The 26800-nt window shown below is 60.3% G+C and carries 22 protein-coding genes; 14 read left to right on the top strand and 8 right to left on the bottom strand.

Translation table 11 applies throughout. The features are described from left to right. Positions 1–133: 133 nt before the first annotated feature. Positions 134–2059, top strand: a complete 1926-nt coding sequence (locus tag ACVWSC_RS09170; RefSeq protein WP_442113336.1) for an ATP-binding cassette domain-containing protein — start codon at positions 134–136, stop codon at positions 2057–2059. Between the two features lie 91 nt (positions 2060–2150). Here the strand turns inward: ACVWSC_RS09170 and ACVWSC_RS09175 are convergent, their stop codons facing one another. Then, positions 2151–2591, bottom strand: coding sequence for a universal stress protein (locus ACVWSC_RS09175; protein ID WP_442113337.1), 441 nt, complete (start codon positions 2589–2591; stop codon positions 2151–2153). Between the two features lie 109 nt (positions 2592–2700). Here ACVWSC_RS09175 and ACVWSC_RS09180 point away from each other — a divergent pair, with 109 nt between their 5' ends. The 7 genes from ACVWSC_RS09180 to ACVWSC_RS09210 all read left to right on the top strand — a co-directional run bounded on the left by ACVWSC_RS09180 (position 2701) and on the right by ACVWSC_RS09210 (position 11031). After that, on the top strand, positions 2701–3138 hold the full coding sequence (locus tag ACVWSC_RS09180) for a hypothetical protein (RefSeq protein ID WP_442113338.1): 438 nt from the start codon (positions 2701–2703) through the stop codon (positions 3136–3138). A 574-nt stretch (positions 3139–3712) separates the two neighbouring features. Further along, positions 3713–5860: a fatty acid oxidation complex subunit alpha FadB gene (gene fadB / locus ACVWSC_RS09185; protein WP_442113339.1), complete on the top strand. Its 2148-nt coding sequence runs from the start codon at positions 3713–3715 to the stop codon at positions 5858–5860. 29 nt (positions 5861–5889) lie between these two features. Beyond that, positions 5890–7065 (top strand): acetyl-CoA C-acyltransferase FadA, encoded by a 1176-nt coding sequence (fadA, locus tag ACVWSC_RS09190; protein ID WP_442113340.1) that lies wholly within the window; start codon positions 5890–5892, stop codon positions 7063–7065. A gap of 78 nt (positions 7066–7143) precedes the next feature. Beyond that, the gene (locus ACVWSC_RS09195; protein ID WP_442113341.1) at positions 7144–7407 is read left to right on the top strand and encodes a DUF1653 domain-containing protein; all 264 of its coding nucleotides are present in this window, start codon (positions 7144–7146) and stop codon (positions 7405–7407) included. Between the two features lie 86 nt (positions 7408–7493). Next, positions 7494–10106: a type I DNA topoisomerase gene (gene topA, locus ACVWSC_RS09200; protein WP_442113342.1), complete on the top strand. Its 2613-nt coding sequence runs from the start codon at positions 7494–7496 to the stop codon at positions 10104–10106. 119 nt (positions 10107–10225) lie between these two features. Then, positions 10226–10747 carry a DUF6586 family protein gene (locus ACVWSC_RS09205; protein WP_442113343.1) on the top strand — a complete coding sequence of 174 codons (522 nt, stop codon included), beginning with the start codon at positions 10226–10228 and terminating at the stop codon, positions 10745–10747. A gap of 50 nt (positions 10748–10797) precedes the next feature. Further along, positions 10798–11031 (top strand): hypothetical protein, encoded by a 234-nt coding sequence (locus ACVWSC_RS09210; RefSeq protein ID WP_045194907.1) that lies wholly within the window; start codon positions 10798–10800, stop codon positions 11029–11031. A gap of 65 nt (positions 11032–11096) precedes the next feature. On the opposite strand, the gene sulA is transcribed toward ACVWSC_RS09210, so the two are convergent. Continuing rightward, entirely contained in the window at positions 11097–11579 is a 483-nt protein-coding gene (gene sulA, locus ACVWSC_RS09215) for an SOS-induced cell division inhibitor SulA (RefSeq protein WP_442113344.1), read from the bottom strand. Positions 11580–11590: 11 nt separating this feature from the next. After that, a complete protein-coding gene (lexA, locus tag ACVWSC_RS09220) occupies positions 11591–12199 on the bottom strand; it encodes a transcriptional repressor LexA (protein WP_442113345.1) in 609 nt (202 codons plus the stop codon). Between the two features lie 230 nt (positions 12200–12429). On the opposite strand from lexA, the gene psrA reads away from it, so the two are divergent. Genes psrA through nagZ form a run of 3 tightly spaced genes read left to right on the top strand, consistent with a single transcriptional unit; the run spans position 12430 to position 14731 of the window. Beyond that, a complete protein-coding gene (gene psrA / locus ACVWSC_RS09225; protein WP_442113346.1) occupies positions 12430–13143 on the top strand; it encodes a transcriptional regulator PsrA in 714 nt (237 codons plus the stop codon). Positions 13144–13185: 42 nt separating this feature from the next. Continuing rightward, on the top strand, positions 13186–13710 hold the full coding sequence (locus ACVWSC_RS09230; RefSeq protein WP_442113347.1) for a L,D-transpeptidase family protein: 525 nt from the start codon (positions 13186–13188) through the stop codon (positions 13708–13710). A 22-nt stretch (positions 13711–13732) separates the two neighbouring features. Beyond that, entirely contained in the window at positions 13733–14731 is a 999-nt protein-coding gene (nagZ, locus tag ACVWSC_RS09235) for a beta-N-acetylhexosaminidase (RefSeq protein ID WP_442114279.1), read from the top strand. A gap of 61 nt (positions 14732–14792) precedes the next feature. On the opposite strand, the gene ACVWSC_RS09240 is transcribed toward nagZ, so the two are convergent. The 3 genes from ACVWSC_RS09240 to mfd are packed head-to-tail and all read right to left on the bottom strand — an operon-like array spanning position 14793 to position 21095. Continuing rightward, entirely contained in the window at positions 14793–17117 is a 2325-nt protein-coding gene (locus ACVWSC_RS09240) for a DEAD/DEAH box helicase (protein ID WP_442113348.1), read from the bottom strand. A gap of 2 nt (positions 17118–17119) precedes the next feature. Continuing rightward, positions 17120–17635 (bottom strand): CsiV family protein, encoded by a 516-nt coding sequence (locus ACVWSC_RS09245; protein ID WP_442113349.1) that lies wholly within the window; start codon positions 17633–17635, stop codon positions 17120–17122. A 10-nt stretch (positions 17636–17645) separates the two neighbouring features. After that, complete coding sequence (gene mfd, locus ACVWSC_RS09250) at positions 17646–21095, bottom strand: transcription-repair coupling factor (RefSeq protein WP_442113350.1); 3450 nt, start codon at positions 21093–21095, stop codon at positions 17646–17648. A 169-nt stretch (positions 21096–21264) separates the two neighbouring features. Here mfd and ACVWSC_RS09255 point away from each other — a divergent pair, with 169 nt between their 5' ends. The 3 genes from ACVWSC_RS09255 (at position 21265) to sthA (ending at position 25415) form a co-directional block, all read left to right on the top strand. After that, positions 21265–22728 carry a glyceraldehyde-3-phosphate dehydrogenase gene (locus tag ACVWSC_RS09255; protein WP_442113351.1) on the top strand — a complete coding sequence of 488 codons (1464 nt, stop codon included), beginning with the start codon at positions 21265–21267 and terminating at the stop codon, positions 22726–22728. Between the two features lie 72 nt (positions 22729–22800). Next, positions 22801–23796 (top strand): FAD:protein FMN transferase, encoded by a 996-nt coding sequence (locus ACVWSC_RS09260; protein ID WP_442113352.1) that lies wholly within the window; start codon positions 22801–22803, stop codon positions 23794–23796. A gap of 224 nt (positions 23797–24020) precedes the next feature. Further along, a complete protein-coding gene (gene sthA, locus ACVWSC_RS09265; protein ID WP_038608908.1) occupies positions 24021–25415 on the top strand; it encodes a Si-specific NAD(P)(+) transhydrogenase in 1395 nt (464 codons plus the stop codon). A 42-nt stretch (positions 25416–25457) separates the two neighbouring features. Here the strand turns inward: sthA and ACVWSC_RS09270 are convergent, their stop codons facing one another. Beyond that, on the bottom strand, positions 25458–26180 hold the full coding sequence (locus ACVWSC_RS09270; RefSeq protein ID WP_442113353.1) for a glycerophosphodiester phosphodiesterase: 723 nt from the start codon (positions 26178–26180) through the stop codon (positions 25458–25460). A gap of 27 nt (positions 26181–26207) precedes the next feature. After that, positions 26208–26795 carry a PilZ domain-containing protein gene (locus ACVWSC_RS09275; protein WP_442113354.1) on the bottom strand — a complete coding sequence of 196 codons (588 nt, stop codon included), beginning with the start codon at positions 26793–26795 and terminating at the stop codon, positions 26208–26210. Between the last annotated feature and the right edge of the window lie 5 nt (positions 26796–26800).

The raw sequence follows: 26800 nt of genomic DNA on the forward strand, positions 1-26800 counted from the left end.
GCGGATGAAAGCATTGTGCTTGTATCGAGTTGTAATCGGACGGCCTGTCGTCGGATCTAACCATAAGCGTGCCAGCTTAATGTGAAGAAGGCCCAAGTCGGGTAGAATGCGCGCCCGGTTTTTGGAGAAGATCATGACCCTGCTCAAATTAAGCGATGTGTCCCTTGCGTTCGGCGCCATGCCGTTGTTGGACAAGGTGTCCTGGCAGATCGCCCGTGGCGAGCGGGTATGCATTATCGGCCGTAACGGTACGGGCAAATCGAGCATGCTGCGCCTGGTCAAAGGTGACCAGAAGCCCGACGACGGCGATGTCTGGCGTGCACCCGGGCTGAAAATCGGCGAGCTGCCGCAAGAGCTGCCGGTGGCCGATGGGCGCACGGTGTTCGACGTGGTTGCCGAAGGCCTCGATGGTGTCGGTGCCTTGCTGGCCGAATACCACCACCTGAGCCAGAACATCCACAGCGATGCCGACCTGGAAAAGCTGATGCACGTCCAGCACGACCTGGAAGCGCGCGATGGCTGGCGTTTGCAGCAACTGGTCGACAGCACCCTCAGCCGTCTGCAACTGCCGGCCGACAAGACCCTGGCCGAACTTTCCGGTGGCTGGCGCCGTCGTGTGCTGCTGGCCCAGGCCCTGGTGTCCGAGCCAGACCTGCTGCTGCTCGACGAGCCAACCAACCACCTGGACATCGGTGCCATTGCCTGGCTCGAAGAGGCTCTCAGCGGCTTTGGCGGCGCTGTGCTGTTCATTACCCACGACCGGTCGTTCCTGCAAAACCTGGCCACGCGCATCCTGGAGCTGGACCGTGGCGGCCTGATCGACTGGAACGGCGACTACGCCAGCTTTCTGGTACACAAGGAAGCCATGCTGGCGGCCGAAGAAACCGCTAACGCGCTGTTCGACAAGAAGCTGGCGCAGGAAGAAGTGTGGATTCGTCAGGGCATCAAGGCCCGCCGCACCCGTAACGAAGGCCGTGTTCGTGCACTCAAGGCCTTGCGCGTAGAGCGTAGTGAGCGCCGTGAACGTCAGGGCAAGGCGAACATTCAGCTTGATGTTGCTGAAAAATCCGGCAAGCAGGTCATGGTGCTGGAGAATGTCAGCTTCAACCACCCCGGTGGCCCGCAGCTGGTCAAAGATTTTTCCATGGTCCTGCAGCGTGAAGACCGCATCGGTCTGCTCGGCGCCAACGGTACTGGCAAGACCACCCTGCTCAAACTGATGCTTGGCGATCTGGAGCCTACCAGCGGTAAGGTCGAGTCCGGCACGCGTCTGGAAGTGGCCTATTTCGACCAGTTGCGCCATCAGCTGGACCTGGAAAAGACCGTTATCGATAACCTTTCCGAAGGTCGCGACTTCATCGAAATCGACGGGCAGAACCGTCACGTCCTCAGCTACCTGGGCGACTTCCTGTTCAGCCCGCAGCGGGCCCGGACACCAGTCAAGGCGCTGTCGGGAGGGGAGCGTGCGCGCTTGCTGCTGGCCAAACTGTTCAGCAAGCCGGCAAACCTGCTGGTACTCGACGAACCTACCAACGACCTCGACGTCGAGACCCTGGAACTGCTCGAAGAGGTGCTGTCGGCGTTCAAGGGCACCGTGCTGATGGTCAGCCACGACCGGGCCTTCCTCGACAACGTGGTAACCAGCACCCTGGTCTTTGAAGGCGAGGGCAAGGTCCGCGAATACGTCGGTGGTTATCAGGACTGGATTCGTCAGGGCGGTTCGCCGAAGTTGCTCGGTGTCACCGAAAGCAAATCGGGCAAGTCGGAACTCAATACCGCAGTGGTTGAAGCCGTTGCCCCTGCGCCGGTCGCAGCCCCTGCTGCGGTCGCCGAGGCACCGAAGAAAAAGCTCAGCTACAAACTGCAGCGTGAGCTGGAAGCGTTGCCGGGCCAGATCGATGCGCTGGAACAGCAGATGGCCGCGGTGCAGGAAGAGATTTCCGATCCGGCGTTCTACCAGCGTCCAATCGACCAGACCTCCGCCGTGCTGGCGCGCCTGGAGCAGATGCAGGCTGAGCTGGATGTGCTGGTGGAGCGCTGGGCTGAACTCGACAGCTAAGGTGGGACCTGTGGGAGCGGGCTTGCCCCGCGATTGCGGTGTGCCAGCCACATCGCTTCGCGGGGCAAGCCCGCTCCCACAGTCGTTCGGCTTACGGGGTTTTCAGCAGGCGTACGGCCAGCACATCGCACGGTGCGCCGTGCAGTACGTCGTTAGCGGTGGAGCCCAGTAGCAGTGCCAGACCGTGGCGGCCATGGCTGCCGACCACGATCAGGTCGCAGTTCTGATCCTTGGCCAGTTGATGGATCTCCTGGCGTGGCTGGCCGTAGGTCAGGTGTGAATCGCCACGGTGGATCTCAGGGTACTTGTTGAACAGGCGGTCCATGCGCTCTTTGGCCTGGTCGAACTGTTGCTGTTGCAGCTGTGACAGATCCATCGGTACGTCACCACCAAAGGCCATGGCCATGGGTTCAACGATGTGTACCAGCGACACCTTGGTCTGTGTCGGCGCGGCCAGTGTCATGGCGCGTTTGATGACCGGGTCGCATTCTTCGGTCAGGTCGACGGCAACCAGAATGTGTTCGTAGGGCATGAGAGGCTCTCCTGACAGTCGCGATAGTTCAAGTATGGTCGGTTTCGGGCTGATCGCTGGGAACCTCGGCTAACCAGCTCATTTAAAACGCTTTATGGGAATAACAGATATGACGGTCTGGGTGGTGGTGTCAATCCTTGCGCTGATTCTCAGTCCCCTGGCCTGGTTGCGACCTTCGCGCAATCAGAGTGGTCGGATGGCGCTGCGTATGGAAGCCCGGCGCATGGGTTTGACCATGCAACTGGCGCCACAGCAGTGGCCACACTGGTTGCCGAAGGAGCCGCCAAGCCCCTGTGCCCAGTACGTGCGGCCGCGCCGTCAGGGCAGGGCAGACACCTGGAGTTACTGGCAAACCACGCCGGGTACCTGGCTTAACCAATGGCGCGAACCTTGCGCCGATCCTGTGCACGCTGAGCAACTCGCACGTTTGCCAGAAAGTGTTTACAAGGTCGAAGCGGGCCCACAGATGGTCGCGCTGTATTGGGGGGAGCGTGGCGAGCCGGCTGTATTGCAGGATATTGCCGCAGTATTGAAAACCCTGGCCTGATCTCGGGCAATCCGCCTCAAACATTTTGTGTAGGAGCGGGCTTGCCCCGCGATTGAGGGCTGTCAGCCACACAGCATCGCGAGGCAGCAATAAAAAGCCCGATATACGCATCGGGCAGGCGGGCCAGGCAGGCCGGTTCAAGTCTTGATCTCCTCCCAGTGTAGCGGGCTCACCGCTGCTTGCGATTTTTCGTGTCTTTTTATTTACACCTGCCTGGCGTTGATCGGGCGTTTGAGCGTGTAAGTCTTTAACCACTATCGTTGCTATGAATACGGCTCAATCACCGATGCCCGTGTTTGCCCGTGCTCGACAGAAAGTGACCGCAAAGTCGCGTTTTCAGGCCGCTTTCGGGTATTTGACAACGGCGACCTTTTCGTTGAATGTGTGCATACCCAAATCAAACGGGCGTATGAATTGAGCGTTTGTATTGTCAGAATGCTCTTACAGAATCCCGACTATCGCGCTGACGGGTGTGCCTGGCGCAAGGTTCGGCAACACATGGCTAACGGCCAGCCGGGTCTTTCACCAGCGATTGGCGTGTACAGTTCAGCTTCCATATCGTGGAGATCAGTTGATGATTTACGAAGGTAAAGCCATCACGGTTAAGGCTCTTGAAAGCGGCATCGTCGAACTGAAGTTCGACCTCAAGGGTGAGTCCGTTAACAAGTTCAACCGTCTTACCCTGAACGAATTGCGTCAGGCTGTAGACACCATCAAGGCCGACGCATCGATCAAAGGCGTGATTGTCAGCAGTGGCAAGGACGTCTTCATCGTCGGCGCGGATATCACCGAGTTTGTCGACAACTTCAAGCTGCCCGAGGCCGAACTGGTCGCCGGCAACCTGGAAGCCAACCGGATTTTCAGTGACTTCGAAGACCTGGCCGTTCCGACTGTCGCCGCGATCAATGGCATCGCCTTGGGCGGTGGTCTGGAGATGTGCCTGGCTGCCGACTACCGGGTGATGTCCAGCAACGCCAAGATCGGTCTGCCGGAAGTCAAGCTGGGTATCTACCCGGGCTTCGGCGGTACTGTGCGTCTGCCGCGTATCATCGGTGCCGACAACGCCATCGAGTGGATTGCCGCCGGTAAGGAAAACCGCGCTGAAGATGCCCTGAAAGTCGGTGCAGTCGACGCTGTGGTCGCCCCAGAACTGCTGCAGGCCGCTGCCCTGGACCTGATCAAGCGCGCCATCAGTGGCGAGTTCGATCACAAGGCCAAGCGTCAGCCCAAGCTTGAGAAACTCAAGCTCAATGCCATCGAGCAGATGATGTCGTTCGAAACCGCCAAAGGTTTCGTTGCCGGTCAAGCGGGCCCGAACTACCCGGCGCCGGTTGAAGCGATCAAGAGCATCCAGAAAGCGGCCAACTTCGGCCGTGACAAGGCGCTGGAAGTCGAAGCTGCTGGCTTCGTCAAGCTGGCCAAGACTTCGGTTGCCGAGAGCCTGATCGGTCTGTTCCTCAACGACCAGGAGCTCAAGCGCAAGGCCAAAGCCCACGACGAAATCGCGCATGACGTGAAGCAGGCGGCGGTGCTCGGTGCGGGCATCATGGGTGGCGGTATCGCCTACCAGTCGGCGGTCAAAGGTACCCCGATCCTGATGAAGGACATCAACGAAGGCGCCATCCAGCTGGGCTTGAACGAAGCCTCCAAGCTGCTCGGCAAACGCGTTGAAAAAGGCCGTCTGACCCCGGCGAAAATGGCTGAAGCGCTCAACGCGATTCGCCCGACCTTGTCCTATGGCGACTTCGCCAATGTCGACATCGTCGTTGAAGCAGTGGTCGAGAACCCGAAGGTCAAACAAGCCGTGCTGGCTGAAGTGGAAGGCCAGGTGAAGGAAGACGCCATTCTGGCTTCCAACACCTCGACCATCTCCATCAACCTGCTGGCCAAGGCGCTCAAACGCCCGGAAAACTTTGTCGGCATGCACTTCTTCAACCCGGTGCACATGATGCCGCTGGTAGAAGTTATCCGTGGCGAGAAGTCCAGCGATGTGGCGGTTGCCACCACCGTTGCCTACGCCAAGAAAATGGGCAAGAACCCGATCGTGGTCAACGACTGCCCGGGCTTTTTGGTCAACCGCGTGCTGTTCCCGTACTTTGGCGGTTTCGCCAAGCTGGTCAGTGCCGGTGTCGACTTCGTGCGCATCGACAAGGTCATGGAAAAATTCGGTTGGCCGATGGGCCCGGCCTACCTGATGGACGTGGTCGGTATCGACACCGGTCACCACGGTCGTGACGTCATGGCTGAAGGCTTCCCGGATCGCATGAAAGACGACCGCCGTTCGGCTGTCGATGCGCTGTATGAAGCCAATCGCCTGGGTCAGAAGAATGGCAAAGGCTTCTACGCCTACGAAACCGACAAGCGCGGCAAGCCGAAGAAAGTCGCTGACGCTGCAGTGCTTGAAGTGCTCAAGCCAGTTGTCTACGAACAGCGTGAAGTCACTGACGAAGACATCATCAACTGGATGATGGTGCCGCTGTGCCTGGAAACCGTTCGTTGCCTGGAAGACGGCATCGTTGAAACCGCCGCAGAAGCCGATATGGGCCTGGTCTACGGCATTGGTTTCCCTCCGTTCCGTGGCGGCGCACTGCGCTACATCGATTCGATCGGCGTAGCCGAATTCGTTGCCCTGGCAGACAAATACGCCGATCTGGGTCCGCTGTATCACCCCACCGCGAAGCTGCGTGAAATGGCCAAAAACGGTCAGAGCTTCTTCGGTTAAGCGCCCAACGATAAAGAGCGAGAGAATATATGAGCCTGAATCCAAGAGACGTGGTGATTGTCGACTTCGGTCGCACGCCAATGGGCCGCTCCAAGGGTGGCATGCACCGCAACACCCGTGCCGAAGACATGTCCGCGCACCTGATCAGCAAGGTGCTGGAGCGCAACACCAAGGTCGATCCAAACGAAGTTGAAGACGTCATCTGGGGCTGCGTAAACCAGACCCTGGAGCAGGGCTGGAACATCGCCCGTATGGCATCGCTGATGACTCAGATCCCGCACACGGCGGCCGGCCAGACCGTCAGCCGTCTGTGTGGCTCGTCCATGAGCGCCCTGCACACTGCGGCACAAGCCATCATGACCGGTAACGGTGATGTCTTCGTCGTTGGCGGTGTAGAGCACATGGGCCACGTCAGCATGATGCACGGCGTCGATCCGAACCCGCACATGTCGCTGTACGCCGCCAAGGCGTCGGGCATGATGGGCCTGACCGCCGAAATGCTCGGCAAGATGCATGGCATCAGCCGTGAGCAGCAAGACCTGTTCGGCTTGCGTTCGCATCAGCTCGCCCACAAGGCGACTGTCGAAGGCAAGTTCAAGGATGAGATCATCCCGATGCAGGGTTACGACGAGAACGGCTTCCTCAAGGTCTTCGACTACGATGAAACCATTCGCCCGGACACCACCCTGGAAAGCCTGGCGGCGTTGAAGCCAGCGTTCAACCCGAAAGGGGGTACGGTAACAGCCGGTACGTCTTCACAGATCACTGACGGTGCTTCGTGCATGATCGTGATGTCGGCCCAGCGCGCCCAGGACCTGGGTATCCAGCCGCTGGCCGTGATCCGTTCCATGGCTGTGGCGGGTGTCGACCCGGCAATCATGGGTTATGGTCCGGTGCCTGCGACCCAGAAAGCGCTCAAGCGTGCAGGCCTGACCATCGCCGATATCGACTTCTTCGAGCTCAACGAAGCCTTCGCTGCACAGGCCCTGCCAGTGCTCAAGGATCTGAAAGTGCTCGACAAGATGGATGAGAAGGTTAACCTGCACGGCGGCGCCATCGCTTTGGGTCACCCATTCGGTTGCTCGGGCGCACGGATTTCCGGCACCCTGCTCAACGTCATGAAGCAGAATGGCGGGACCTTCGGCGTTTCGACCATGTGCGTCGGCCTGGGCCAAGGTATTACCACCGTCTTCGAACGCGTTTAAGCGTTTTGCGGATGGAAACCGGGGCCTGGTGCCCCGGTTTTTGTTTTTGTAGAAATTTTTTTCAAGAGGGTGAGCAACATGCAGATACAGCCAGGCATATACCGGCATTACAAGGGGCCTGAGTATCGTGTGTTCGGTACGGCGCGCCATTCTGAAACCGAGGAATGGATGGTGGTTTACCAGACGCTTTATGGCGATTTCAGCTGCTGGTTGCGTCCGTTGACGATGTTTACCGAGACGGTTGAGGTTGACGGGAAGTGCGTACCGCGCTTTGCTTTGATCACGCCTGAGGCCGAGCAGTTTCCTCCTCCGGCGCCTGAGCAGCTATTGCGTCAAGCTTGACCTCACTCTGTTGCCACTATATATAGCGGTGCCGCGTCAGGTACCTGCCGTGTTTTTATTTTCAGTATTCAGGAATTTTCCGATCCATGGGCAAATCGCTGGTCATTGTGGAATCCCCGGCTAAGGCCAAGACCATCAACAAGTACCTGGGCAGCCAGTACGTGGTGAAGTCGAGTATCGGCCATATCCGCGACCTGCCCACCAGCGGTTCGGCCAGCGCCAATAAGGAGCCTGCTGCCAAGCGTGGCAAGGCCGCTGCGGGCGAGGCGCCAGCTTTGTCGCCAAAAGAAAAGGCCCGCAAGCAACTGGTTGCGCGCATGGGGGTTGATCCGGACCACGGCTGGAAAGCCAAGTACGAGATCCTTCCAGGCAAGGAAAAGGTCATCGAAGAACTGCGTCGTCTGGCCAAAGACGCCGACACCATCTATCTCGCAACCGACTTGGATCGCGAGGGGGAAGCCATTGCCTGGCACCTGCGCGAAGCCATTGGTGGTGACGACAGCCGCTACAAGCGTGTGGTGTTCAACGAAATTACCAAGAAGGCCATTCAGGAAGCCTTCTCGCAGCCGGGCGAGCTGGACATCGACCGGGTCAATGCCCAGCAGGCCCGTCGCTTCCTCGACCGTGTCGTGGGCTACATGGTTTCGCCACTGTTGTGGGCCAAGATCGCCCGTGGCCTGTCTGCCGGTCGCGTACAGTCGGTCGCGGTGAAGCTGGTGGTCGAGCGTGAGCGTGAAATTCGCGCGTTCATCCCGGAAGAGTACTGGGAAGTGCATGCTGACCTGGGCACCGCCAAGGACGCCAAAGTGCGCTTCGAAGTGGCCCGTGAGAAGGGTGAGGCGTTCAAGCCGCTCAACGAAGCCCAGGCCATGGCGGCGCTGGAGAAGCTCAAGTCTTCCAGCTACACCGTTGCCAAGCGTGAAGACCGCCCGACCAGCAGCAAGCCGTCGGCGCCGTTCATTACCTCGACCTTGCAGCAGGCCGCGAGCAACCGCCTGGGCTTCGGGGTAAAGAAAACCATGATGATGGCTCAGCGCTTGTACGAAGCGGGCTACATCACCTATATGCGTACCGACTCGACCAACCTCTCGACCGATGCAGTGGAAATGGCCCGCAGCTACATCGAGAGCGAGTTCGGCAAGAAATACCTGCCTGAAGCGCCGATTGTCTACGGCAGCAAAGAGGGGGCTCAGGAAGCGCACGAAGCCATTCGTCCATCTGACGTCAACACGCACCCGACCAAGCTCAGTGGTATGGAGCGCGATGCCGAGCGTCTGTACGAGCTGATCTGGCGCCAGTTCCTCGCCTGCCAGATGCCACCGGCGCAGTACTTGTCGACCACCGTCAGTGTCACTGCCGGCGACTTCGAGCTGCGTGCCAAGGGCCGTATCCTCAAGTTCGACGGTTACACCCGCGTGCTGCCACAGCAGAGCAAGCCAGGTGATGACGACGTATTGCCGGAAATGAACCAGGGCGAAGTGCTCAAGCTGATTCAGCTTGATCCGAGCCAGCATTTCACCAAGCCGCCTGCACGTTACTCCGAGGCCAGCCTGGTCAAGGAAATGGAAAAGCGCGGTATCGGCCGTCCTTCCACTTATGCAGCGATCATTTCGACGATCCAGGATCGCGGCTATGTGACCCTGCACAACCGTCGTTTCTATTCGGAAAAGATGGGCGATATCGTCACCGAGCGCCTGTCTGAGAGCTTCTCCAATCTGATGGACTACGGCTTCACCGCCGGCATGGAAGAGAATCTCGATGACGTTGCCCAGGGCGAGCGCGACTGGAAAAACGTTCTGGATGAGTTCTATGGTGACTTCAGCACCAAGCTCAAGCTGGCTGAAGATGGCGAGAAAGGCATGCGTGCCAACCAGCCGACCCTGACCAACATCGCGTGCAAGGATTGCGGGCGGCCAATGATGATCCGTACCGCGTCCACCGGTGTGTTCCTCGGTTGTTCGGGTTACAGCCTGCCGCCCAAAGAGCGTTGCAAGGCCACGGTCAACCTGGTGCCGGGTGATGAAATTGCCGCTGATGACGAGGGTGAATCGGAATCGCGTGTGCTGCTCAACAAGCACCGTTGCCCGATCTGCTCCACGGCAATGGACGCGTACCTGCTCGATGAAAAGCACAAGTTGCACATCTGCGGTAACAACCCGGATTGCACCGGCTATGAAATCGAAGAGGGTAGCTACCGCATCAAGGGGTACGAAGGGCCGAGCCTGGAGTGCGACAAGTGCGGCAGTGAAATGCAGCTCAAAACCGGTCGCTTCGGCAAGTTCTTCGGTTGCACCAATGCCGAATGCAAGAACACCCGCAAGCTGCTCAAGAGCGGCGAAGCGGCACCGCCGAAGATGGATGCGGTGAAGATGCCGGAACTCAAGTGCGAAAAGGTCAACGACACCTATGTGCTGCGTGACGGTGCTTCGGGGTTGTTCCTGGCGGCCAGCCAGTTCCCGAAAAACCGTGAGACCCGTGCGCCGTTGGTGATCGAGATCATTCCGCACAAGGACGAAATCGATCCGAAGTACCACTTCCTCTGCGAAGCGCCGAAAAAAGACCCGGACGGTCGCCCGGCGGTGATTCGCTACAGCCGTAAAACCAAGGAGCAGTACGTGCAGACCGAGGTTGACGGCAAGCCGACTGGCTGGCGCGCCTTCTACGACGGTAATGCCTGGAAGGTTGAAGACAAGCGCTGACCGAGTTGCGGGGCAAGCCCGCTCCTACAGGGCACCAATAACCTGTAGGAGCGGGCTTGCCCCGCGATGAAGTAGTGTAGATTGATAGACCGCCTTGCAGCCTTTCGGAGGGCATCCAGATGGCCCAGGAACTCTATACCCGCACCAACCAGAAGATTTACTTCGCAGGCCTGGCGCTCGACGCCATGGGCAAGGCGCAAGAGAGCCGGGCGATGAATGCCCAGGCGCTGATTCAGGCCGAGCGTGAGTCGGCGCTGTTCCACCTCTACGGTGCCTTACTGGGGCTTTGTCACGAGATTGCCGGTTTTTACCGCTTGCCACAGGCGGTAGCGCCGCGTGCAGAACTGCTGTTGACCCGTGATGTGCTCGACGCAGTGGCCATTCCAGAAATGGCCGAGTTGGTTGAGTTGGCCGAACAACGTGAGACCTGGCTGGCGCAGCTGCTGGTGGCTTATGCCGATTTGTTCCGACCGCCGGTCGCGAAAAAAGCACCGAAAAGCGATGTTACCCAGCCGCTGATTCAGGCGGTGAGCCTTGATGAGCCTGAAGCGCAGCCGCTTTCACGGGAAGAATTGGAAAGCTGGCGGCAAAACCTCAAGGGCCTGACTGTTCGTTTTCGCGAAGGCCTGAGTGAGTGCTGATTGAGGCACTCGCTGGTACAATAACCGCCTTTCGTGGAGAACAGCCCCTTATGCCAACGTCCTTTTTAGAAATTGTCGAGTTACCTGATGGCCGGATCGAGCTGCGCCGTGCCGAGGACGAAGGCTCCCTGGTAACCCTGGATTTCTCCGAGGACGCCAAGGCCTTCCTGCAGGGGCAGCACGTCGAAGTGGCCAAGGCCATGCTCAGTGTTGGCGTGCAGATGGCCGGCAAGCTGGTGGAAGGCGAAATCGAGCGAGACGACGGACCACGCGTCCTGCATTGATCGCGCTGCATGGCTTCCTCGTCCTGAGGAAGCCTGGCTAAACCAATCAATAGTGCTCCTGAATATCAGCCCAGGCGGATGTTCAGGCTTTGCGCATCTCCTGCGCGTGCGGCGTTGCTCAATTGCTGGCGGGTGCTGCTGTTGACGGTGTTCAACCAGCTGACCACGGTATGGCTGCGGCCCAGGCGCAAGGCTTCGCAGGCCAGTTGCAAAGCGCTCTGGTTGCCGCGTGGCTGCAGCAGCAGGATGCGTTCGCGGTTAAGGCCCGCCTCACGTAACCATGCCTGGGTCAGGCTGGCGGGTGGGGCGATCAGGGTGAGCCAGCGCTCGTCCTGTTCTTCGCTCAATTCACTCAGTTCACGCAGCATGGGAGCCAGCAGGCTCTGGCAGCTGCCCAGCGCGCCACGCAAGGACAGTTCGCTGAAAACCTGAGCGGCGCCAGGGTGGGGCGCAGGCTTGGCGGTTTTCAGTCCGGGCAGCACTGGCTGGGCCAGGAACGCTTCGAACAGGGGCAATTGTGCTTGCTGTGGTGCGTGGGGGAACTGCATGACGCCTCCTTTTATCGGCGAATAACGCCGACACTCAAGCCCTCGATCACCAGCTCCTGCTCTTTCAGGTTGACTTCGATGGGGGCGAACTCGGGGTTTTCAGCAATCAGCCAGACCTTGCTGCCTTCTCGCTTGAAGCGCTTGACCGTTACCTCGTCGCCCAGGCGGGCGACCACGATTTGGCCATTACGGGCTTCGCGGCAGGTGTGCACGGCAAGCAAGTCGCCATCGACAATACCGACGTCTTTCATGCTCATGCCGTTTACGCGCAACAGATAGTCGGCCCTGGGGTGGAAGAAGGCCGGGTTGATGTTGCAGGACTCTTCGATGTGCTGCTGGGCGAGGATGGGGGCGCCGGCTGCAACCCGGCCGATAATCGGCAGGCCGCTATCTTCGGTTTTGGCCTCGACGCCAGGGATGCGAATGCCGCGCGAGGCGCCTGGGGTCATCTCGATTGCGCCCTTGCGTGCCAGGGCCTTGAGGTGCTCTTCGGCGGCGTTAGGCGACTTGAAACCCAGCTCTTGGGCGATTTCCGCACGGGTAGGCGGGAAGCCGTTGTCTTCCAGGCAGCGCTTGATGAAAGCCAGAATCTCAGCTTGGCGTGGCGTCAGTTTTAGCATATTGATCGCTCTGTCTTTTTATACAGTGACTGTAATTATATACAGTAAGCGTTGAGCTGCAAGCGCCATGCTTGAAGAAAAACCGGGGTGGGGCGTCAAGCGCTTGCAGCACGCGGCCTGCAGCTGTGATTTAATAGCTGACCGTATAGCCGCAAAACGCCTGCACAGACTTGACAAATCACCGCTTTGAAACGTATGTTTCAAACAAGTGTTTGTCAGGCGGAGTAGTCATGGCCCAGTCGGAAACCGTTGAACGCATTCTCGATGCTGCCGAGCAGTTGTTCGCGGAAAAAGGTTTTGCCGAAACCTCATTACGGCTGATCACCAGCAAGGCCGGCGTCAACCTGGCAGCGGTGAATTACCATTTCGGTTCGAAGAAGGCGCTGATCCAGGCGGTCTTCTCGCGCTTTCTCGGCCCTTTCTGCACCAGTCTCGAGCGCGAGCTGGAACGCCGTCAGGCGCGCCCCGAACACAAACCCAGTCTTGAAGAGCTGCTGGAGATCCTGGTTGAGCAGGCGCTGGTCGTGCAGCCGCGCAGCGGTAACGATCTGTCGATCTTCATGCGCCTGCTGGGCCTGGCGTTCAGTCAGAGCCAGGGGCATTTGCGCCGTTACCTCGAAGACATGTACGGCAAGGTGTTCCGTCGCTACATGTTGCTGGTCAATGAGGCCGCGCCGCGTATCCCACCGATCGAGCTGTTCTGGCGTGTGCACTTCATGCTCGGCGCGGCGGCATTCAGCATGTCCGGGATTAAAGCCTTGCGCGCCATTGCCGAGACCGATTTTGGCGTCAACACCTCGATCGAGCAGGTCATGCGCCTGATGGTGCCGTTCCTGGCTGCTGGCATGCGTGCCGACAGCGGTGTCACCGATGAAGCCATGGCCGCTGCGCAACTGCGCCCGCGCAGTAAATCGTCGAGCACGACAGCCACCGCCAAGGCCTAGCATGGCTGGGCGCGGCGGGCCGCATCGGCTAAGCTAGCGCTCATGCCCAGTCTGGATTTACTGCACATATCCCTTGCCGATCAATGCCTCTATGGGTTTTCCCAGGGGCAGTTGTGCCTGCGCTTGCCGGTGTCCACTGCCGTGAAGGGGGCGGGTGAGCGCAACGGTTCCGGGTGTACGCCACGCGGCCTGCACCAGGTGCGGGCGAAGATCGGTGCCGGCTTACCGCAAGGTGCAGTGCTGCGCGGGCGGCGCTGGACCGGCGAGATATGGACACCTTCTCTGCACATGCAACATCCCGGTCGCGACTGGATCCTCAGCCGTATCCTCTGGCTCAGTGGTTGCGAGCCAGGGTTGAATCGCATGGGCGAAGTCGACACGTTCCGTCGTTACATTTATCTGCATGGCACGCCCGACTGCGAACCTTTGGGTGTGCCGTTGTCCCATGGCTGCGTACGCCTGCGCAATGCTGACCTGTTGCACCTGTTTGAGCGGGTGCCGGTGCATTGCCGGGTGCTGATCGCACAAGCCGCATGCCCTCAATGGGCCAATATGCCCCTGAACTGAAGGATCAAATATGAGTGCCAGCCTGCAAGGCTCCCTGATGGTAGATATCGCCGGTACCTGGCTGACTGCAGAAGATCGTCAGTTGCTGCGCCAACCCGAAGTGGCCGGCCTGATCATCTTCGCACGCAACATCGAAAGCCCACGTCAGGTGCGTGAACTGACCGCCTCGATTCGCGCCATTCGCCCGGACCTGATCCTGGCGGTGGATCAAGAGGGCGGTCGGGTGCAGCGTCTGCGTCAGGGCTTTGTGCGTTTGCCGGCGATGCGCGCGATTGCCGATAACGACAACGCCGAGTACCTGGCCGAGCAGTGCGGTTGGTTGATGGCCACTGAAGTGTTGGCCGTGGGTCTGGACCTGAGTTTCGCCCCGGTTCTGGACCTGGATCACCAGCGCAGCGCGGTGGTCGGTAGCCGTGCGTTCGAGGGTGATCCGCAGCGCGCTACTGCGCTGGCAGGTGCGTTCATTCGCGGCATGAGCGCTGCTGGCATGGCGGCATGCGGCAAGCACTTCCCCGGGCACGGTTGGGCTGAAGCTGATTCCCACGTTGCCATCCCGACCGACGAGCGCAGCCTGGAGCAGATCCGCGCCGTTGATCTGGTGCCCTTTGCGCGCCTGAGCGGTCAGTTGGCAGCGGTGATGCCAGCCCATGTGATCTATCCGCAGGTCGACAATCAACCTGCAGGCTTCTCGCGGCGTTGGCTGCAAGACATTCTGCGCGGTGAGTTGGGCTTTGACGGGGTTATCTTCAGTGATGACCTGTCGATGGCCGGTGCCCATGTAGTAGGTGATGCCGCCAGCCGCATTGAGGCGGCGTTGAGCGCCGGTTGTGACATGGGGTTGGTGTGCAATGACCGGGCCGCAGCGGAGCTGGCGTTGAGCGCGGCGCAGCGCCTGAAGGTCAAGCCTTCGCCGCGTATTGCGCACATGCGCGGGCAGGGTTTTGCACGTACCGATTACCGCCAGCAGCCGCGTTGGCTGGAGGCGCTGGGGGCGTTGAAAGAGGCTCAGTTGGTTGATTGAAATCGCGGGGCAAGCCCGCTCCTGCCGCGGTCGGTGGGAGCGGGCTTGCCCCGCGATACAATCACCCTGTTTTCGACGCTTTACGCTTGCCCGGCAGCGGCGCAAACAACGCATCAATATCTTCTGCCGCCAAACGCCAATCCCCAGCCTGCCTACCATCCAGCACCCCGGCCGCCAGCGCTGACTTCTCCTGCTGCAACTGCTGGATTTTCTCTTCCACCGTGCCGCGGGTAATCAGCTTGTACACGAACACCGGTTTTTCCTGGCCGATGCGATAGGCGCGGTCGGTGGCCTGGTTTTCAGCCGCCGGATTCCACCAGGGATCAAAGTGGATCACCGTGTCGGCGGCCGTCAGGTTCAGACCGACACCTCCAGCCTTGAGGCTGATCAGGAAGATCTGCAAGCGCCCGCTCTGGAAGTCGTGCACCGGCGCCCGGCGATCACGGGTTTCGCCCGTCAACAGGGCATAAGCGATGGCGCGTTGCTGCAGCTCAGCCTCGATCAAGCGCAACATGCTGGTGAATTGCGAGAACAGCAACACGCGCCGCCCTTCGGCAAGCAGCTCTTCAAGCATTTCCATCAGGCTCGCCAGCTTGCCTGAGTGAGCGCTGCGGGCGGTTGATGCCTGGCTGTTGACCAGGCGCAAGTCACAGCACACCTGACGCAGCTTGAGCAGCGCCTCAAGGATGATGATCTGGCTGCGGGCGACGCCTTTGCGGGTGATTTCCGCGCGGACTTTCTGGTCCATGGCCAGGCGCATGGTTTCGTAAACATCGCGCTGGGCATCGCTGAGTTCGACCCAGTGAACCATCTCGGTTTTCGCTGGCAGTTCAGTGGCGACTTGTTCCTTGGTGCGCCTGAGCAGGAAGGGTTTGATCCGTGCGTTGAGGTGCTGCAGGCGTTCATCATTGCCCTGACGCTCAATCGGCACCCGGTAGTCGCGGTTGAAGGCTTTGGCGTCGCCCAGCCAGCCGGGCAGCAAGAAGTGAAACAGCGACCACAGTTCGCCCAGATGATTTTCCAGCGGTGTGCCGCTCAGGCACAGGCGTTGGCGCGCTTCGAGCTGGCGCGCGGCCTGGGCGGCCTTGCTGCCTGGGCTTTTGATGTACTGCGCTTCGTCAAGAATCAGCACATGAAACACCAGGCCCTTGAAGTGTTCCAGGTCCTTGGGCAACAGGGCGTAGGTGGTCAGCAGCAGGTCGTAATCCTGCAGCTGGTCAAAGTGCTTGCGTCGGCCGACGCCTTGCAGGGCCAGCACCTTCAGGCCTGGGGCAAAACGCGCGGCTTCATCCTGCCAATTGGGGATCAGGCTGGTGGGCATAACCACCATGGCCGGGCGGGTCAGGCGTCCGGCGTTTTTTTCGGTAAGCAGGTGGGCGAGGGTTTGCAGGGTTTTGCCCAGGCCCATGTCGTCAGCGAGGATGCCACCGACGTCCAGCTCGCGCAGGGCCTGCATCCAGCTCAGGCCTTCGAGCTGATAACTGCGCAGGGTGGCGTTGAGGCCGTCCGGGGTCTGCGCAGGCTGCAAGCGTATGTCGCGCAGGCGTTCAGCCAGGTTGCGCACCCGGTCGCCACCTTGCCAGCTCAGCGGCAATTCCTCGAGGGCATTCAGGCGTGTGGCGTCAGGGGTGGCCAGGCGCAGGCTGATTTCGCCCGGCTCGCGCTGGTAGAAATCACCGAGGGTAGCCAGCACCGGTTTCAGTCGCCCGTAGGGCAGGGCAACTTGCAGTGGGCGGCGCCCTCCCGCGTGCCCGGGGATGGTCACCAGCAGTTGTTCATCTTCGCGGCGTTTGGCCAGTTGTGCGGTGTTGAGCAACTCCGGGTGAGTGCGTAGCAGGTTGAGCAGAATCGGCAGCAGGCTCAGGCGTTCACCGTCGACCACAATGCCCAACTCCAGGTCGAACCAGTCGCGTTCCGGTGCTTCCTGGATATGTGCATACCAGTCGTCTACCGGGGTCAGGTCAAAGGCGAAGTCATCGGCAAACTCAATCTGCCAGCCTTGCTCACGCAGGGCTGGCAGTTCGCTCAGGACAAAGCGCAGCCAGGCGCTGTCGTTAGGCAGTTCGAACGGATCACCCGCGCTTTCCGGCAGCGCCTTGCTCTGGCGTGTGGCAATTTTGAAGCCCAGGCGCAGCAGCGTTTCACGCAGGCTGCGCTCGGCGGCAGGTTGGCGCTGGATGCGCAGGGTCTGCTCGGCTTCATGCTTGACGATGGCGATGTTCTTGGTGCCGCACACGTATTCGCCGGCGTAACCAAAGGCCAACGCTGCGCGGTGCTGGATGTGGCGCTGCATGCGCCCGTTACGCGGTTCGAAGGCGCTGAATTCGATGCTGCCCAGCCACAACCGTGGTTGTGGCTGGAGGGTGTCAATCAGTTGCTCGGGCATTTTCAGGGCTTGCTGACCTTGAGCAGCAGGGCCAGGTGGCCGCCGTCAAGGAAGGTCAGTTCTCCATTTTTTACCGTGCTGTTGCTTTGCTTGAGTTGTTCGCTCTGGGTGACGGCGCCGTTGCCATCGAACTGGTTGACCCAGAAGCTGGCCTCGACACTGATAAAGCGCTCTTCTTTAAGGTTCAGGTTGCCCTCGATGGGGAAGTGCCCGAACTGTTCTTTGCCGTCACTGATGGCAACGCTGCCGGCATCCTGTTTCCAGGCTTTGTGCAGCAGCACGGTGTATTGGCTGTCAGCGCTCAATTTGGCGGCTTCTTCGGTCAATGCCGGCTGGCGCAGATCGCCTGCGGCAATGGCCTGGGCGCCGTTGCTCCAGTCTTCCGGGGCGAACTGGCTGGTGATCGCCGGAACGGCGTTCTGCCGTACCAGCAGCATTTCAACCTGATAAACGCCTTCAGCAAACGCCGCTGGAGTGAACAACGCCAGCAGCAGGGTCAGGCAGCGAATGGCACGCATGGGTCTTCCTTCACGCAGATTGTGGGGTCAGGCGCTCGAACAGCGCCTCGAGGTTATTGAAGCGTTCTTCCGGGCGTTCCATTGGCACCATGAACTTGAACTGGGTGGCGCCTTCGAACTTGTAGCGTTTGGGCTGGCCCTGGATCAGTTTGATCAGCACCAGCGGATCGACCGGGGTCTCGGCTTCGAACTCGATCTTGCCGCCGTTGGGGCCGGCATCGACTTTCTTGATGCCGAGCTTTTCCGCCTGCAGCTTGAGCAAGGTCAGGCGCACCAGGTTTTTGGTCGGTTCCGGCAGCAGACCGAAGCGGTCGATCATTTCCACTTGCAGGTCTTTGAGGCCGTCTTCGTCCACCGCCGAGGCGATGCGCTTGTACAAGATCAAACGTGCGTGCACGTCTGGCAGGTAGTCTTCGGGAATCAGCGCAGGCAGGCGCAGGTTGATTTCCGGGCCACCGCCCAGCGGCTGGTCGAGGTTTGGCTGCGTGCCTTTGCGGATGGCCTTGACCGCACGCTCGAGCATTTCCATGTACAGGGTAAAGCCGACGGCCTGGATTTGGCCGCTCTGGCCTTCGCCGAGTAGTTCACCGGCGCCACGGATTTCCAGGTCGTTGGTGGCCAGCACGAAACCGGCGCCCAGGTCCTGGGTATTGGCAATCGCTTCCAGGCGCTTTTCGGCGTCCGGAGTGATCTGCTGGCGCGGCGGCGTCAGCAGGTAAGCGTAGGCCTGGTGGTGACTACGGCCGACCCGGCCGCGCAGCTGGTGCAGCTGGGCCAGGCCGAACTTGTCGGCACGCTCGATGATGATGGTGTTGGCGCTCGGCACGTCGATACCGGTCTCGATAATGGTCGAGGCAATCAGGACGTTGAAGCGCTTGTGGTAGAAGTCGCTCATCACCTGTTCGAGTTCGCGCTCGCGCATCTGCCCATGGCCAATGCCGATGCGCGCTTCAGGCACCAGTTCGGCCAGGTCGGCAGCACATTTCTCGATGCTCTTCACATCGTTGTGCAGGTAGTAGACCTGACCACCGCGCAGCAATTCACGCAACAGCGCTTCTTTGACTGTGCTCTTGTTCTGCTCCATGACGAAGGTGCGCACCGACAGGCGGCGGGCGGGCGGGGTGGCAATGATCGACAGATCACGCATGCCGGCCACGGCCATGTTCAAGGTGCGAGGAATCGGCGTGGCGGTCAGGGTGAGGATATCCACCTCGCTGCGCAGGGCCTTGAGCTGTTCTTTCTGGCGCACACCAAAGCGGTGCTCTTCATCGATGATCACCAGGCCCAGGTCTTTGATCTTGACGTCGTCCTGCAGCAGCTTGTGGGTGCCGATAACGATGTCGATCTTGCCTTCGGCCAGGTCGGCGACAGCAGTCGCAACTTCCTTAGGCGACTTGAAGCGGCTCATGACTTCCACGGTCACCGGCCAATCGGCAAAGCGGTCGCGGAAGCTGTTGTAGTGCTGCTGGGCGAGCAGGGTGGTCGGTACCAGAATGGCCACCTGACGGCCGCCGTGCACGGCAATGAAGGCGGCGCGCATGGCCACTTCGGTTTTGCCGAAACCAACATCGCCACACACCAGGCGATCCATGGGCTTGGCTGCCAGCATGTCTTCGCGCACCGCTTCGATCGCGCTTTGCTGGTCGGGCGTTTCTTCGAACGGGAAGCCGGCACTGAAGGTGGCGTAGTCCACCGACGGGTCAGCGAAGGCGTAGCCTTTGCGGGCGGCACGGCGTGCATAGATGTCGAGCAGCTCGGCGGCCACGTCGCGTACCTGTTCGGCGGCCTTGCGCTTGGCCTTTTGCCAGGCCTCGGAGCCGAGCCTGTGCAGCGGTGCCAAGGCGTCGTCACTGCCGGTGTAGCGGGCGATCAGGTGCAGGTTGGCGACCGGTACGTAGAGTTTGGCGCCTTCGGCATATTCCAGGGTGAGGAACTCGGCGGTCTGGTTATCGATTTCCAGTGTCGCCAGGCCCAGGTAGCGGCCCACGCCGTGGTCGATATGCACCACCGGTGCGCCTTCGCGCAGCTCGGTAAGGTTCTTGATCACCGCGTCGTTGTTGGCGTCGCTGCGCTTGTCGCGACGGCGGCGCTGCATGACCCGTTGTCCGAACAGCGGGCTCTCGGCGACCAGGGCAATTGCCGGGTCGTCCAGCAGCAGGCCTTCATCGAGCGGTGCGATAGTGATCGCCAGGCGTTCTTTGCCAGCAACAAAGGCGCTCCAGCTGTCGACCGTTTGCGGACGCAGCTTCAAGCGTTCGAGCAACTCCAGCAGCACTTCGCGGCGGCCTGCCGACTCGGCGGTGAACAGCACCCGGCCTGGGAACTGATCGAGAAAGCCCGACAATGCCGCCAATGGCTGATTGGCTTTGGCTTCAATGGCCAGGCTCGGCAAGGGCTGGGCCGGGAAACGTTCACGGCCAACACCGCTGTCGACATCGTCTTGGCTTACGACCACGCGCGGCCAGTTTTTCAGGCGGGCAAAGCAGTCTTCCACCGGCAGGAACAGTTCGGCCGGTGGCAACAGCGGGCGCGAAATGTCGATGCGGCGCTCTTCATAGCGATTGCGCACATCGTTCCAGAAGTGTTCGGCCGCCTGTTCAACACCTGGCAGGGAAAACACCTGGGTGTCCTGGGGCAGGTAGTCGAACAGGGTCGAGGTGTCTTCAAAGAACAGCGGCAGGTAATACTCGATGCCGGCCGGGGTAATGCCGCTGGACAGGTCCTGGAAGATCGGACAGCGACGGAAGTCGACATCGAAGCGTTCGCGAAAACGTGCCTTGAATTGCGTGACCGCTTCTTTTTGCAGCGGGAACTCGCGGGCCGGCAGCAGGCGTACCGACTCGACCTTGTCGATCGAGCGCTGGGTCTCCGGGTCGAAGGTGCGCAGGGTTTCGATCTCGTCGTCGAACAGATCGATCCGGTACGGCAGTTTGCTGCCCATGGGGAACAGGTCGATCAGTGCGCCACGCACGGCGAACTCGCCGTGTTCGTAGACCGTGTCGACGCAGCGGTAGCCGCTGGCCTCCAGGCGCAGGCGCATCTGCTCGACGTCGAGTTTCTGGCCGATGTCCAGCACCAGGCTGCTGCCCAGCAGAAAGCGCGTTGGCGCCAGGCGATGCAGGGCGGTGGTGATCGGCACCACCAGAATGCCGTGATCAAGCTCCGGCAGCCGGTACAGGCTGGAGATCCGCTGGGAAATGATGTCCTGGTGCGGCGAGAACAGGTCGTAGGGCAGGGTTTCCCAGTCGGGGAAGGGCAGTACCGGCAGCTCAGGCGCGAAGAAGCGCAACTCCTGCTCCAGTCGGTCAGCGCTCTGGCTGTCGGCGGTCAGTAGCAGGGTGAAGCGCTTGGCGGCGCTGGCGGCTTCGGCAATGGCCAGGCTCAGGGCAGCGCCCGGCAGGTTGCCCCAGGTTTGTTTGCCGGCAGTGGCCGGCAGGTGCGGTAGACGCAGAACAGGCACGGGAGGTCGAGCTCCAAGCGTTGCGACAAAGACGCCAATTGTACCGTTCAGAGGCCCGTGCTGTCAGGTTTGCACCAGCTAATTACATGTAGTGACAGAGCGGCGACAGGCGCTCATTGCTCGATGGGCTGCGGGGCGTCATAATGTAGCCCCTTTTTTCTGTCCCTACATGTGGAAGGTTCCCGTGACTCAGAAGCCCGACCAGTGTCTTGGTGAGTGGATTGATCGTGAAGCACTTGCAGAAGCGATGATCCCGCTTATCGGTCAGCTCTACCGCAATAACAATGTGGTGAGCTCGATCTATGGCCGCAGCCTGATCAACCGCTCGGTGATCTCGATCCTCAAAGCGCATCGCTTTGCTCGTCATCGCCAAACCGACGAAACCGAACTCTCTGTCCACGAGACATTCCCGCTGCTCAAAGCGATGAGCGAGCTGAAACTGGGCGCCGCTTCGGTTGACCTGGGCAAGCTGGCCAACAAATTCAAGCTGGAAGGCAACGGTCGCAGCGCCGAGCAGTTCGTGCGTGAAGAAATGGCTGAAGTGGTTGGTCAGCAGAACGCTTCGGCGCGTAAAGGCACCGACGTTGTGCTTTACGGCTTCGGTCGTATCGGCCGCCTGCTGGCGCGCATCCTGATCGAAAAAACCGGTGGCGGCGACGGCCTGCGTCTGCGTGCCATCGTTGTGCGCAAAGGCGCCGAGAACGATCTGGTCAAGCGTGCCAGCCTGCTGCGTCGTGACTCGGTTCACGGCCCGTTCGATGGCACCATCACCATCGACGAAGCGAACAACACCATCACCGCCAACGGTAACCTGATCCAGGTTATCTACGCCAAGAACCCGAGCGAAGTCGACTACACCCAGTACGGCATCGAAAACGCCTTGGTCGTGGACAACACCGGTGTATGGCGTGATGCCGACGGTCTGGGTCAGCACCTGGCTTGCCCGGGCGCCGCTCGCGTGATCCTCACCGCGCCTGGCAAAGGCGCGCTGAAGAACATCGTTCACGGTATCAACCACGGCGACATCAGCGCTGACGACAAGATCATCTCCGCCGCTTCCTGCACCACCAACGCCATCGTGCCGGTGCTCAAGGCTGTGAATGACAAGTTCGGCATCGTCAACGGTCACGTTGAAACCGTTCACTCGTTCACCAACGACCAGAACCTGATCGACAACTTCCACAAGGGCAGCCGTCGTGGCCGCGCCGCGCCGCTGAACATGGTTATCACCGAGACCGGTGCAGCCACTGCAGCCGCCAAGGCACTGCCAGTGCTCAAGGGCAAGCTGACCGGCAACGCGATCCGTGTACCAACGCCGAACGTGTCGATGGCCATCCTGAACCTGAACCTGGAAAAGGCCACCAACCGCGAAGAGATCAACGAGTACCTGCGCCAGATGGCCATGCACTCGGATCTGCACAAGCAGATCGACTACGTGAGCTCGCAGGAAGTGGTATCCACCGACTTCGTTGGCTCGCGCCACGCCGGTGTGGTCGATGCCGAAGCCACCATCTGCAACGACAACCGTGTTGTTCTGTACGTTTGGTACGACAACGAATTCGGTTACAGCTGCCAGGTAGTGCGCGTGATGGAAGACATGGCCGGTGTAAACCCGCCAGCTTTCCCACGCTAAGCTTGTCTTGGTTGTGAAAAACGGGAACCTCAGGGTTCCCGTTTTTTTTGCCTGAATATTCCAGGAGGACGGATGCGCAAGGCAGTCTTGGGGGTTGTGCTGGCGAGTCTGCTGGGCTGTGGGCAGGAGCACGCGCTGGAGCGGATCAGCGGCCCGACCATGGGCAGCAGCTACACCGTGCAGTATGTCCGCACGCCACAAGGACCGGCGCCGGAGCGGGTCAGGCGCGAGGTGGAGGAGGTTCTTGAAGGTATCGACAAGCACTTTTCCACCTACCGCGGCGACTCATCCATCGAAACCTTCAATCGCTTGCCCGTCAATAGCTGTCAGCGTATGCCCGCTGAGGTGCTGGAACTGGTGCGTATGGGCGAGCAACTCGCGCAGCAGAGTGACGGTGCGTTTGACCTGACCGTGGAGCCCTTGCTTGATCTGTGGGGCTTCGGTCCGCAGTCGCGAATGGAAAAAGTACCCGATGCACAGGCGTTGGCCAGCGCGCGTGCGCGTGTCGGGCATGGGCATTTGCGCATAGTCGGTGAGCAGTTGTGCAAGGATGCGCCGGTGGCCGTGGACTTCAACAGCATTGCTGCAGGGTATGCGGTGGACGTGCTGATTGAGCGGCTAAAAGCCCTGGGCGTCGCGGATTTGCTGGTCGACGTCACGGGTGAGCTGAAGGCGGTCGGGCGCAAACCTGATGGTCAAGGCTGGAAAGTGGCCCTGGAGTTGCCGCGCGAAGATCGCCAGATTGTCCAGCAAATGCTGGTGGTCGATGGTTTTGGTGTTTCCACCTCCGGTGACTATCGCAATTATTTCGAGGAGAATGGCCAACGCTATTCGCACACCTTCGATGCGCGCCTGGGGCGACCGGTACAACACGATCTGGCGGCGGTCACGGTAGTGGATCGTTCGGCGTTGATGGCTGACGGCTATTCCACCTTGCTGTTGATCCTTGGGCCGCAGCAGGGCTGGGACTTTGCTCTCAGGCACGGGATCGCCGCGGTATTCGTGACCCGGGTTGGTGACGGTTTCGTTTCGCGCAGCACGCCAGCGTTTGCTCAGGTGGTGGAGTGAAAGTGCTTCGCGGGGCAAGCCCGCTCCCACCGTGGGAGCGGGCTTGCCCCGCGATAAAACACATGTAGTGCAGAGAAAATTAGCCTACGACGCGACCAAGGGTTAATGTGCGCGGCGTTCAAGCTTGATTAGACTGCACCCGAATTTTTTTCATGGCGCCGCTGGCGACATGATCTAGCCTCGCTCGCCAATGTGGCGACCGGGCCTGTTCTGAAGGAGTACGCATGGCTGTCTACAACTACGACGTAGTGGTGCTGGGTTCCGGCCCCGCAGGAGAAGGGGCGGCAATGAATGCTGCCAAAGCAGGACGCAAGGTGGCGATGGTCGATTCCCGTCGCCAGGTCGGCGGTAACTGCACCCACCTGGGCACCATCCCGTCCAAGGCCCTGCGTCACTCGGTTCGCCAGATCATGCAGTTCAACACCAACCCGATGTTCCGGGCCATTGGTGAACCGCGCTGGTTCTCGTTCCCGGACGTGCTCAAGAGCGCCGAGAAGGTGATCGCCAAGCAGGTTGCTTCGCGCACCGGCTACTACGCCCGCAACCGCGTCGACGTATTCTTCGGCACCGGCAGCTTTGCCGATGAGCAGACCATTGAAGTGGTCTGTGCTAACGGCGTGGTCGAAAAGCTGGTGGCCAAGCACATCATCATCGCCACCGGTTCGCGTCCGTATCGCCCGGCCGATATCGATTTCCACCACCCGCGTATCTACGATAGCGACACCATCCTCAGCCTCGGCCACACCCCGCGCAAACTGATCGTTTACGGTGCCGGTGTGATCGGCTGCGAATACGCTTCGATCTTCAGCGGCCTGGGTGTACTGGTCGAGCTGGTGGACAACCGTGGCCAGTTGCTGAGCTTCCTCGACTCGGAAATTTCCCAGGCGTTGAGCTACCACTTCAGCAACAACAACATCACCGTTCGCCACAACGAAGAGTACGAGCGGGTTGAAGGCCTGGATAACGGTGTGATTCTGCACCTGAAATCGGGCAAGAAGATCAAGGCCGACGCCTTGCTCTGGTGTAACGGCCGTACCGGCAACACCGACAAGCTGGGCCTGGAAAACATCGGCATCAAGGTCAACAGCCGTGGCCAGATCGAAGTCGACGAAAACTACCGTACCCACGTGCCGAACATCTACGGTGCCGGTGACGTGATCGGCTGGCCGAGCCTGGCCAGCGCTGCGCACGACCAGGGCCGTTCGGCTGCTGGCAGCATCGTCGATAACGGCAGCTGGCGCTTCGTCAACGACGTACCCACCGGTATCTACACCATTCCGGAGATCAGCTCGATCGGCAAGAACGAGCAGGAGCTGACCCAGGCCAAGGTGCCTTACGAAGTCGGCAAAGCGTTCTTCAAGGGCATGGCGCGGGCGCAGATCGCCGGTGAGCCGCAAGGCATGCTGAAGATCCTGTTCCACCGTGAAACCCTGGAAATCCTCGGCGTGCACTGCTTCGGCTACCAGGCTTCGGAGATTGTTCACATCGGTCAGGCGATCATGGATCAGCCGGGTGAGCGCAATACCCTGAAGTACTTCGTCAACACCACCTTCAACTACCCGACCATGGCCGAAGCCTATCGGGTAGCGGCCTACGACGGCCTCAACCGGCTTTTTTGAGCGGCTCCGGCCGGTGGCCTGAGCCGGCCGGGGAGACCGATTTCAGCGATTCTCGAGGGTGGCGCTGGCCAAACCGGGAAAGTCTGTAATCAGGCTGTCTACGCCGAAGTCAGCGAGTCTGCGCATCAGCGCCGGCTCGTTGACTGTCCACACCGACACGTGCAAACCCTGGCGCTGGGCCTTGATCAGGCGTTCAGGGGTGCACAGTGTCCAGTTCAGCGCGAGCAAACTGCAGCCATAGTTCTGGGCGACCTTCAGTGGGTCGAGCCAGGCATATTCGGCAACCAGCCCTCGGGCAATATCCGGTGTCAGTTCAAGAGCCGCGCCCAGCACTTCCCGTGAACTGGAGGTGATGGTGATCTTGTCGAGCAGGCCGAATTGCTGGGCCATTTCGCGAATGGCCAGCACCGTGGTCACGGCGCGGGTGCGCGAAGCGCTCTTGACCTCAAGCTGCCAATGCTCGAAGTCGCATTTCTCGAACAATTCTTCCAGCCGTGGAATCGGGCTGTGCGAAACCCAGCCCGGGCCACCCTTGCGCGCATCGTAGGTGACCAGGTCGGCGGCCAGGTGCTCGGCGACTTTGCCGCGCCGGCCGGTGGTGCGTTTGAGCGTTGGGTCGTGGATCACCATCAGTTCGTTGTCGGCTGACAAGTGCAGGTCCAACTCGCAGCGGCGCACGCCGTGCTTGAGACAGTGTTGGAAGCTGGTCAGGGTATTTTCGGGGGCTTCGCCCTTGGCGCCGCGGTGGCCGTAAATCTGGGTCACGTTTGTTCCTTCAAGAAGAGGTGAGACTCAAGACGCGCTCGGGGCGTTCTGTTCCAGCGCCTGGCGCCGTTGTTGCGCCTGGCGTTGCAAGATGTAGCGCGCCAGCAACTGGCGCTGGGCGTCAGTCATGTCGACGAATTCGGTGCCGATCTCGTATTGGCCATCCGCCTGGCGGTCGCAGTGGGTGACCCTGGCGCGCAGCAGCAGGCCTAGTGCTTGCGGCATCAAGACCATCTTCACGGCAACACGGGCGTCGGCGGCAATCGGTTGGGCCTGGTTGAATTCAATACCGCCTTCGGACAACACCACCGCCTGTGGCGCGCTGAGTTGCCCCAGCAGGGTTTGCGCGACTACAGCGCTGAGCAGGTCGATACGTTTGTTCTGGGCTTTGAGGAAGGCGGCCAGGGTGCGATCCTTGTCGCTGAGCTGGCGCAGCAGGTGCTGGGACTCGAATTCGCTCAGGTGCAACTCGCTGAGCAGATTGAAAAGTGGTGAATCATCTTGCAACAAGTCTGGGCCAAGGGCTTCAGCAGAACTCAGCGGGCTAATTTCCAGTGCGATCCGATCCTCGATACGGTAGTATTCGCGGCGATCTTCTTCATCTAATGTCGACATGGCGA

The sequence above is a fragment of the Pseudomonas sp. NUPR-002 genome, from assembly GCF_056322725.1.

Excerpts from the sequence above, each read along its gene's own strand:
- ACVWSC_RS09170 (WP_442113336.1), top strand. The coding sequence starts at position 134 with ATGACCCTGCTCAAATTAAGCGATGTGTCCCTTGCGTTCGGCGCCATG.
- ACVWSC_RS09175 (WP_442113337.1), bottom strand. The coding sequence starts at position 2,591 with ATGCCCTACGAACACATTCTGGTTGCCGTCGACCTGACCGAAGAATGC.
- ACVWSC_RS09180 (WP_442113338.1), top strand. The coding sequence starts at position 2,701 with ATGACGGTCTGGGTGGTGGTGTCAATCCTTGCGCTGATTCTCAGTCCC.
- fadB (WP_442113339.1), top strand. The coding sequence starts at position 3,713 with ATGATTTACGAAGGTAAAGCCATCACGGTTAAGGCTCTTGAAAGCGGC.
- fadA (WP_442113340.1), top strand. The coding sequence starts at position 5,890 with ATGAGCCTGAATCCAAGAGACGTGGTGATTGTCGACTTCGGTCGCACG.
- ACVWSC_RS09195 (WP_442113341.1), top strand. The coding sequence starts at position 7,144 with ATGCAGATACAGCCAGGCATATACCGGCATTACAAGGGGCCTGAGTAT.
- topA (WP_442113342.1), top strand. The coding sequence starts at position 7,494 with ATGGGCAAATCGCTGGTCATTGTGGAATCCCCGGCTAAGGCCAAGACC.
- ACVWSC_RS09205 (WP_442113343.1), top strand. The coding sequence starts at position 10,226 with ATGGCCCAGGAACTCTATACCCGCACCAACCAGAAGATTTACTTCGCA.
- ACVWSC_RS09210 (WP_045194907.1), top strand. The coding sequence starts at position 10,798 with ATGCCAACGTCCTTTTTAGAAATTGTCGAGTTACCTGATGGCCGGATC.
- sulA (WP_442113344.1), bottom strand. The coding sequence starts at position 11,579 with ATGCAGTTCCCCCACGCACCACAGCAAGCACAATTGCCCCTGTTCGAA.
- lexA (WP_442113345.1), bottom strand. The coding sequence starts at position 12,199 with ATGCTAAAACTGACGCCACGCCAAGCTGAGATTCTGGCTTTCATCAAG.
- psrA (WP_442113346.1), top strand. The coding sequence starts at position 12,430 with ATGGCCCAGTCGGAAACCGTTGAACGCATTCTCGATGCTGCCGAGCAG.
- ACVWSC_RS09230 (WP_442113347.1), top strand. The coding sequence starts at position 13,186 with ATGCCCAGTCTGGATTTACTGCACATATCCCTTGCCGATCAATGCCTC.
- ACVWSC_RS09240 (WP_442113348.1), bottom strand. The coding sequence starts at position 17,117 with ATGCCCGAGCAACTGATTGACACCCTCCAGCCACAACCACGGTTGTGG.
- ACVWSC_RS09245 (WP_442113349.1), bottom strand. The coding sequence starts at position 17,635 with ATGCGTGCCATTCGCTGCCTGACCCTGCTGCTGGCGTTGTTCACTCCA.
- ACVWSC_RS09255 (WP_442113351.1), top strand. The coding sequence starts at position 21,265 with ATGTGGAAGGTTCCCGTGACTCAGAAGCCCGACCAGTGTCTTGGTGAG.
- ACVWSC_RS09260 (WP_442113352.1), top strand. The coding sequence starts at position 22,801 with ATGCGCAAGGCAGTCTTGGGGGTTGTGCTGGCGAGTCTGCTGGGCTGT.
- sthA (WP_038608908.1), top strand. The coding sequence starts at position 24,021 with ATGGCTGTCTACAACTACGACGTAGTGGTGCTGGGTTCCGGCCCCGCA.
- ACVWSC_RS09275 (WP_442113354.1), bottom strand. The coding sequence starts at position 26,795 with ATGTCGACATTAGATGAAGAAGATCGCCGCGAATACTACCGTATCGAG.